Below are 8,331 nucleotides of genomic sequence, written 5' to 3' on the forward strand. Positions count from 1 at the left end.
CAAAGCCGTCGGCATCCCCGACGGCTTTTTTTTGTCTAAACCTAAAACCAACCAACCCTGCCCTACTGGATCTGCTCCCCGACCTTGGGCAACAGCAACCGGAAATAACGCTGGGATGCCTCCGGAAAGGGGATGACCACATTCACGCGCGAGTTGGTCGTCAGCGAGGGAAAACGCATCCAGTTGCTCCACGGACTGCCTATCTGATCCGCCACCTGCACCACGTAGGCACGATTGGATATCGAACTAAAACTCAGCATCCCCATCGAGGGGAGGGACGAACGATCGAATCGATCGATGCGCACGAAGTCGGAAGGATCCCGAGGGTGGGTGCCTGCCAAATACTCCTGAAGATTGTTCAAGCCATCTCCGTCTGCATCTTCCCAGGCATCGCCCGGCCGATCGAATCGAAACTGGTAAGTCAGCTCCCAAATATCCGGCATCCCATCTCCATCGGTGTCGCCCAAGACCAAGACATTCGCGCGCTCGAGCGGCGGGATCAGCCGCGGAGTGGTGATGTTGCTCACCACCACTGAATAAACCCCGGCATTGGTCAACGAGGCGCGTGGAATGATCAAATCCGGACGGTATTCGCCTTTGAGATAGACGCCGTTCTTGCGCCAGAAATAGACCATTGGCTCAGCTCCGATCGCACGGGCTCTTAGAACGATGGTCTCGCCCACATTCACCATTTGGCTCTCTGGACTCTGAATCACCAGCGGAGGCATGAGCGGCTGGATGACCGCAGGCCGGCTTTCCACTCGAGCGCGTCCATCGCTCACGATCACGCTATAGGATCCAGCCATCTCCCTGCTGAGCCGACTCAAACGCAGCTCGGATCCCACCTCGCCCAACAGCGGCTGGCGATTGAAGAACCATTGATAAGTGAGGGGAGCAGCCTGGCGCATGACCCCCACACTGAGAACGTAGTTGGAACCCAAAACCGGGATGAGTGGAGGGGCTGGATGGGAGTACACGATCGGCGGTTGAAGCACCTCCAGCCTCGCAGCCTCGCTGACGAGCACCCCTCCCCGACCCATCACCACAACATCATAGCGTCCCGAGTCACGGGGCGGAATCTGAGGCAGCCGCAAAATCGATCCCACCGCGCCGGGCAGCGGTTTTCCGTTCCGGCGCCACTGATAGCGCAAGGTCGGATCGGGTCCGGCCAACACTCCCAGAGTTGCGTCCGAGTAACCGTCCACCACCCGGTCCGCCGGGTGGATCAGAATCGAAGGACGCAGCGCAGGATCGTAATGCTGCCCAGGGTTGGGAGCCGTCGCCACCCAGTTGCCGGGTTCGGTCCCCAGGGCTAAAGGATCGATCCGGCTGAGCGAGGGTCCCTGTCCGTCAGCCAAGGCATCCCAGGGCGGAGTAGCCGTGTAACAGGCCTCATCCTGAATGAAATCCTGTCTCGAAGCCTCGCCCGCAATCGCGATGCTCTTCATCACTAGGCACCCACCCTCCGGACCCAGGTTGCCCTTCCAGGGTCCCAGCATTCGCACCGTCGTCGGCACTCCATGAAAACGTCGAAAGGCCTCCGCATGGTCCACCTGGCGGACAGGATCAAAGCCCACCAGCAAAACCTCACCCGCGGGTGGAAAAACAAACTGCCGAGGGAAACGATATTCAATGCTGCCGGTAATGCTCCAAGTGTTGGTAGGCATCAGGGGGTCAAATGCCAAAACACGCTGTCCGGAGGTGTTGTGAAGCCCGATGAAACTCAGGTCCGTAAGCTGACTGCCATCGGATGCATCTGGGGAGTGATACATGATCTCCGAAAAGACCACAGGACCAGGGCGCGGCGGAGCGTTGGTCGTGCCCAGGCTAGGAACACGGGACGAAGCCCAACGCTCGCCCCCCGAAGCATCGGAGAACTCGAATCTACCATAGGAAGCACCGAGAGCCTGGGCCGGAAAAGGCGCGCCGTGATGGTATCCGGTCAGTTTTCCCTCAGGACTCGCCGAAAAGAGATGAACACTCTCCCCTTCGCGAGCCAGCCCAAACCCCGGAAAACCTCCGGAAGCCACGCCGAACGAAGCCGCGTCAATGACGAAGAATCCTCCGGACGGAATCCGAGTTCCAAATGGGAGTCGGTATTTCATTGGAAAACGAAATTCATCGCTCAAGAACCAGCCTCCGATCTCCGTATGCTCGGCTCCAGTCAACTCAATGGTATCCGACCGCCCTTCTTCGGGCGCGGCGATGATCTCGTTGATCAGAACCGAAGGTGGGGTCTGGGCGGTCGACAACGCAGGAACCGGTCCAGGAATCGCTTCCCAGGGTCCAAGAATCCAAGACCCTTCCGGCCCTCCAGGAACCTGAAAACTGCCGGTGAGCGTGGCGGACCAGGCCAGCCCAAAGCCCAGACCTCGGGTCAGAGGTTGCGCGGCGGGTTGATAGTGAAAGTCGAGCAGCGGCTCGCCGTTGGGTTCCTCGAGACGAACGCGTTCGCCCTGATTGTCCAAGCTCCCCACATACTCCCCGGCGATCCGGTCCTCCAGTCCGTAGTGGGCCACAAATCGGGCCCGGTTCTTGACTAGAAACAACGACCGGCTTGGAGCGGATGCATCGGATGGAGCAGGAAGGAATGGGATGCGGCTATCAGCAAAGTCGAAATGGATTCCTTCGGTAAAGCGGACGCCCCGCAGATCTAAAGGTTCGGGACCAAGATTGCGGAGCTCGACATACTCTAACTCTTCATCCGACTCACATCGGCCACCATTCAGAACCGCGGGCTCATACATCAGCCGATTCAGGACGAGTTGCCGCTGCCGGGCGGTTCGAATGTCGGCCAACTCGGCTCGGGCGACCACGCGCGAGCCATCCACGAGTTCCACGTGCATGGCACCAGACCCGAGCCTCCCTTGATAGTTGCCCTGAACTAGGAGGCCCATTCCGCCCCGAGGCTGCAGTGACCGCTCACGGAACGCCCGCCGATTCGCAGTCAGGATCAGGAGTCCTCCCGACGGGACCACGGTGCCTGGCCGAAAAAGATGCCGAACCCCGCCCTGCACCGCCCACCCGGAGATATCCACTGCGTAGGGATTTGGGTTGAGCACCTCCACGAATTGCTCCTCCGGATTTCCACTCAGCGGAGACCGTTCGATCACCCCAAACTGTAACACGGGATCGGGAGGCTCCGGCTCAGGAATTCGCGCGCTGTCCGGCATCACCGCGGCGTTGGTCACGCTGTGGGAAACAAAGAAGTGATGGCGCCTGCGAACCAAATACTCGGATTGCAGAATCTGCACCGCCATACCCATGGTCTGCGGCACCCCATAGGTGGGGTATCCCCAACGTGCCCGGTCCAGCAGGGACTCAGGCTCCATCGCGTGCAGCAGCTCGTCCAACCTGCGCTCAAGTCTGCGGTCCGATAGGGGAGTTTCATTGGGCTGCAACAAGTCGTCCATGAGCGAACGCAACCGACGCAGGTACATCTGGCGCACCGAGGGATTGGAATAGAGCGCCTCCGTCAAGCGATTCCACTGCCCGTTCTCCTTCTGATGGTTTTGATCCATGAACAGTGGATGGCTCGGAGAGGAAAAGGGATGATCCGATCCGATCGAGTTGGTGTGGTCAAAGTCCGCCCAGATCTCATCCGACAAGCCGGCTCGGCTGCGAAAGTTTCTTCCGAAAGTCAGATCCTTGTCCCAAGGCAGGACCTGCCACTCCCCCGAGCCTTCAAGGTCGTGATAGAGAAAGTAATTCTTGGCCGTGCAATCGTTGTCATGAATCAACACGGTCGCGGCCAGATAGTTCACTACCGACGGGATGTCCAGATGGTCGAAGAGGTAGAGGGCCTGTCGGGGATTGCCCGCGGAAATGCCGTCAACAAAATCCTGCAGCTCCTCAAACCGAGCATCGCGCGGGAGAAGCTTCTCGGCTCCCTCGGTCGATTCCAAGGCGTTGTTGATCTTATAAAGGCTGCCTCGAGGACTCAGCCCATTCCGCTCCAACATGACCTCGTCCGGCTGCTCCACGAACACTGCCAGGCTGTGAAATAGCCCGTTCTGGTGGATGCGCAGAGGGAAGCTCCGACATCCCGGCGCACCCGCATCGCGATAGACCTCCCAGCTCAACACCTGACGCAGATGCGTCTTGTCGCTCCAGGTGCTGTTGAGATTGATCTCATCCACCCTCCGCTCACTCGGACCGTAGCGAAACCGTTGATCCGGGTTGAAATCAAATTTATAGCTCTTCTTGTCCCAGGTGACGGAGTTCTCGCCGCGTAACCGGACGTGAACGTTGTCGTACAACTCGCCGGCATAAAACACGGTGCAACGAGTGCCACTCCGAGTAGCGGCTGCATTGACGTACCGGTTCTCCAGAAACCAGTGAAAAACGGGCAATGCCGTGGAGATGTTCGTCGCCCCCAAAGTTCCCACGTAGGCTTGAGAGTTCAAAGGATCCTCCCAGGCGGGAAGCCGCGAGCCCCGCCCCAGAGTGTCTCGCGCCGTCACATACCAACGCAGCATCTCTCCAGGCAATGCCTGTCCCGGCGGGATCACCGCACTGAAGATTCCATCCCGTGCCTGGGCATCCCCGCCAAGACCGTCGTCCCTCATCGGCACCATCGCCTCCTCCCCATACATCACCCGATAGCGCAGCTCCACTGCCTGGATGGGCTGGAAGATCGCCGAGGCTTTCACCGTCACCCAGACCGCTTGACCCGGTTCCACGCCCGACGGTGGACGAGAGAGTTCGGACAATGCAGGACCCAGGGTGAGTGAACCCAGCCCGTTGCGGCGCCCTGGAGTCGCGAGGGTAAAGTAGCGCAGCAGATTGGTGGAGGAAGTGCCGCGTGATCCGATCAGCCGAGGTCGAAGCAGAAATTGAGCAGCACCCGCATCTCGGGAGAACCCATGCAATGCCAGCCAGTTCGTGCCCGGCCTCAGGACTCGCAACGCTTCCTCGCCCAACTCAGCCAGCGCAGGACGGAGGGCTTCGGCCGGATCGCGGGATCCCACCGACACGCTGTTCCACCGCAGGTCCGAGGGACGAAAGGCGCTGAGCACCTCCATCCCATTCACCCAGGCGACGAAACCGTCGGTATGCCAGAGCTGCAGGGACATCTCCTCCACCGCTTGAGGATCCCGCACCACGAAGGGCACCCGCAGGTAGAGACCGGGGTTGCGCTGGTAGAGGCGGGAACGAACGTTGTCGGCAATCAGGGGATGCAGGGTAAGCTCGCCTGGCTCCCGCGTTTCATAACCAATTCCCCCCACCCCTGTGTCCCAGCTCGGGGTGGCGAACCCGGGCTGCATCCACTCGCGCTCGACACTAGCGTCCGTCGGCACTAGCGAGAAATGGCTATCCCCCACCTCGAGGAGCACCTCATCGGCCGAGCTCCGGCCAAGCCCGTAGGAGACATCATCCGGTTGAGGGGGGAAAGGCACAAAAAACGATCCCAGCGCGGGCCTCTCCAGAGGATCCAACAACAGCAAAGGCTCCCCGTTTCTGCTCAGCTTGAAGTCCGTGTGTAGTGGAGAACCGGCCACACGACGATCTTTGCCGGAGGCATAGATCACCATGAAGTCGCCAGCGGGGAGGTTGGTGGAAGGAAAACTCCACCGCTTTTCCCGTCCAACTCCCGGTCGAGTCGTGAGCGACCATGCTCCTAAATCGACCGCTTCAACTCCTGAGTTGTGCACCTCAATCCAATCAGGGTAATCGCCATCCTCGTCGGCAAGAGTCGTAGCATTGGCCGCCATAAACTCGTTCAGCAACACCTCGGCAGCGAGGCGGAACGGATTCCAAAAAACAAAAAGCCCCAGAGCCAGAAAGAGCAAACTGGACGGGCGGATTCTCCTCATTTTCGGATACGACGGCTACGGGGTTGTACTAGGATGGAGTGTGACTCAATTAACGCCGCCCGGTAAAGCCAGAAGATCCATAAAAAAGGCTTTGTCTCCGGACTCTTTTGGCGATAATGGTTTCCCGCTGACTTGCTATGAGCTCAAAAGTGCCATCAGATCTGAGATATGCGAAATCCCACGAGTGGATTCGCGTGGAGTCCGGGGTCGCAACCGTCGGCATCACCGACCATGCCCAGCACGAGCTCACCGACGTAGTCTTTGTCGAGTTGCCCTCCGTCGGGCGTAAGGTCGCCGCCGGCGAGGCCTGCGCGGTGGTAGAATCGGTCAAAACCGCGAGCGACATCTACTCCCCGGTCAGCGGCGAGGTGACCAGCATCAACGAAAAACTGGCACAGAACCCAAGCTTGGTGAACGATCAGCCCTACGGGGACGGGTGGTTCTTTAAGCTGAAACTCAGTGCACCGGACGAGGCAGGGAGCTTGCTCAGTCCGCAGGATTATTCCCAGTCCATCGGCTCCTAAACGGCATCCGTTCCCACACCCTATGACTTTTCGCGAATTCGGTTTGGGAACCGAAATCCTCAGATCCGTAACCGAAGCCGGCTACGAAACCCCTACACCGATTCAGCTGGCAGCGATTCCTCCGATCCTCAAGGACCAGGACGTGATCGGAATCGCCCAGACCGGTACGGGCAAAACCGCCGCTTTCGTCCTCCCGATGCTCGAAAAGCTGCGCACCGCCCCCCCATCTGCAACGGGCTCTCATGGCCACGCGCACGCCGGTGGAACAAGTGCGCTCATTCTGGCTCCCACACGCGAGCTGGTGGTCCAAATCGCCGAGAATGCCCAGATCTATGGCCGATATCTTCCCTTGAAGATCGCCACTGTCTTCGGAGGGGTCGGTGAAAACCCCCAGATCCAAGCACTTCGCCACGGTGTGGATATCATCGTGGCCACGCCCGGCCGACTGCTGGATCTCATGGACCGCGGCAACAGCCGGTTCTCTCACCTGCGATTCCTCGTCCTAGACGAAGCCGATCGCATGCTGGACATGGGTTTCTTGCCCTCGATCCAACGGATCGTCCGCGCCTTGCCCCGTCGCCGTCAGACCTTGCTGTTCTCCGCCACTCTCTCCAAGGACATCGAGGAGCTGACCCACGAATTCCTGCGTCATCCGCAGCGCATCGAAATCGGCCGCCGCACCAATCCGGCCGACACCGTCAAGCAGGTCGCCCACGAGGTTCCCGCCGCGCTCAAATCGACGCTTCTGATTCACCTGCTTCAATCCAACGGACTCCGTAGCGTGCTGGTTTTTTCCCGCACCAAACATGGAGCGGACCGGTTGGCGAAAAAACTCCATGCGCAGAACATTCCGACGGCCGCGCTGCACTCGGACCGCTCTCAAAGCCAGCGGCTGCGCGCCCTGCGTGACTTCAAAGAGGGCAAAGTTCGAGTCCTGGTGGCTACCGACATCGCTGCCCGGGGTATCGACGTCGACGGCATCTCGCATGTCATCAACTACGACTTCCCCATGCATCCTGAAGACTATGTGCACCGCATCGGGCGCACGGGGCGCGCGCAAGCGATTGGAGATGCGATCAGTTTTGTCACCCCGGAAGACCGGGATGCGCTGCGAGGATTGGAGCGGTTCATCGGACGCAACTTGGTGAAAACCAGGGTCGAGAACTTCGATTACGCCCAGCGGCCTGAAGCTCATGCGCCTGACCGAGCCAGGCCATCGCACCACACCCATTCCCACTCCCATTCCAAGCCGAGCTCTCATTCGGGGTCTCACTCGAAACCTGGCTCCGGCTCGCATTCCGGCCCACAGCGTCAAGGCCAGTCCTCTCATTCACGGCCGGCCTCCTCCTCCCGAGGCGGAAGCCACAACAAGCCGAGGGAGGTCAACGGGAATCGGGAGGGAGGCAATCTTCGCCCCTCGCCGTCCTCCGCCAGCGGACGTTCGACCAACGGGCGCTCCGGCAGCGGCCGCGGCCGAACTTGGCGCAGCTCCCGCTAGCGGGCGCTCAGGAGGTGCCAAGATTCTTACGGAGCTCGCACCGCCGAACGATGTGGGCAGTTGTGTGGCCCTATGGAGCGCGGAGACACGTCTCCGCTTTTCCTGCGAGCGTCGGATTCACTGGAGGTGTGCCTTATGGTAAGTGCGTCCGTTGGAGCGGTAAGGTGACGTGAAGGAACAGCGCTGTCGTGCCCTAAGCATTACCCACAAGTTTAGAAGATCTTGGACCTCTATCCCAACGGGATAGCGCCTCAAAGCCCAGGGTTGCGAGGAACGAGCTACCCTGGGAAAAACCCATAGAATTCACAACCCCATCGTGGGTTGCGAACCCTGTGGGGCTTCAGGTGATACCAAGCGCAACCCGCGATGGGGTTGTGAGAAAACAACGACTAACCCAGGGTAGGCGCTCCTGCGTCGCGCCAACCCTGGGCTTTGAGGCGGAATCCCTTTGGGATTCTAACATTTGGTCGAAGAACTTGTGGGTAATGCTCAG

3 protein-coding genes are annotated in these 8,331 nt (G+C 59.8%); 2 read left to right on the plus strand and 1 reads right to left on the minus strand.

Annotated features, from left to right (window positions below):
* Nucleotides 1-62: 62 nt before the first annotated feature.
* Nucleotides 63-5,816, minus strand: a complete 5,754-nt coding sequence (locus JNN07_18715; GenBank protein MBL9169779.1) for a CotH kinase family protein — start codon at nucleotides 5,814-5,816, stop codon at nucleotides 63-65.
* 137 nt (nucleotides 5,817-5,953) lie between these two features.
* On the opposite strand from JNN07_18715, the gene gcvH reads away from it, so the two are divergent.
* On the plus strand, nucleotides 5,954-6,340 hold the full coding sequence (gene gcvH / locus JNN07_18720; GenBank protein ID MBL9169780.1) for a glycine cleavage system protein GcvH: 387 nt from the start codon (nucleotides 5,954-5,956) through the stop codon (nucleotides 6,338-6,340).
* A gap of 22 nt (nucleotides 6,341-6,362) precedes the next feature.
* The gene (locus JNN07_18725) at nucleotides 6,363-7,838 is read left to right on the plus strand and encodes a DEAD/DEAH box helicase (protein ID MBL9169781.1); all 1,476 of its coding nucleotides are present in this window, start codon (nucleotides 6,363-6,365) and stop codon (nucleotides 7,836-7,838) included.
* The last annotated feature ends 493 nt before the right edge of the window (nucleotides 7,839-8,331 follow it).

It is taken from the genome of Verrucomicrobiales bacterium, assembly GCA_016793885.1.
Taxonomy (GTDB): Bacteria; Verrucomicrobiota; Verrucomicrobiia; order Limisphaerales; family UBA11320; genus UBA11320.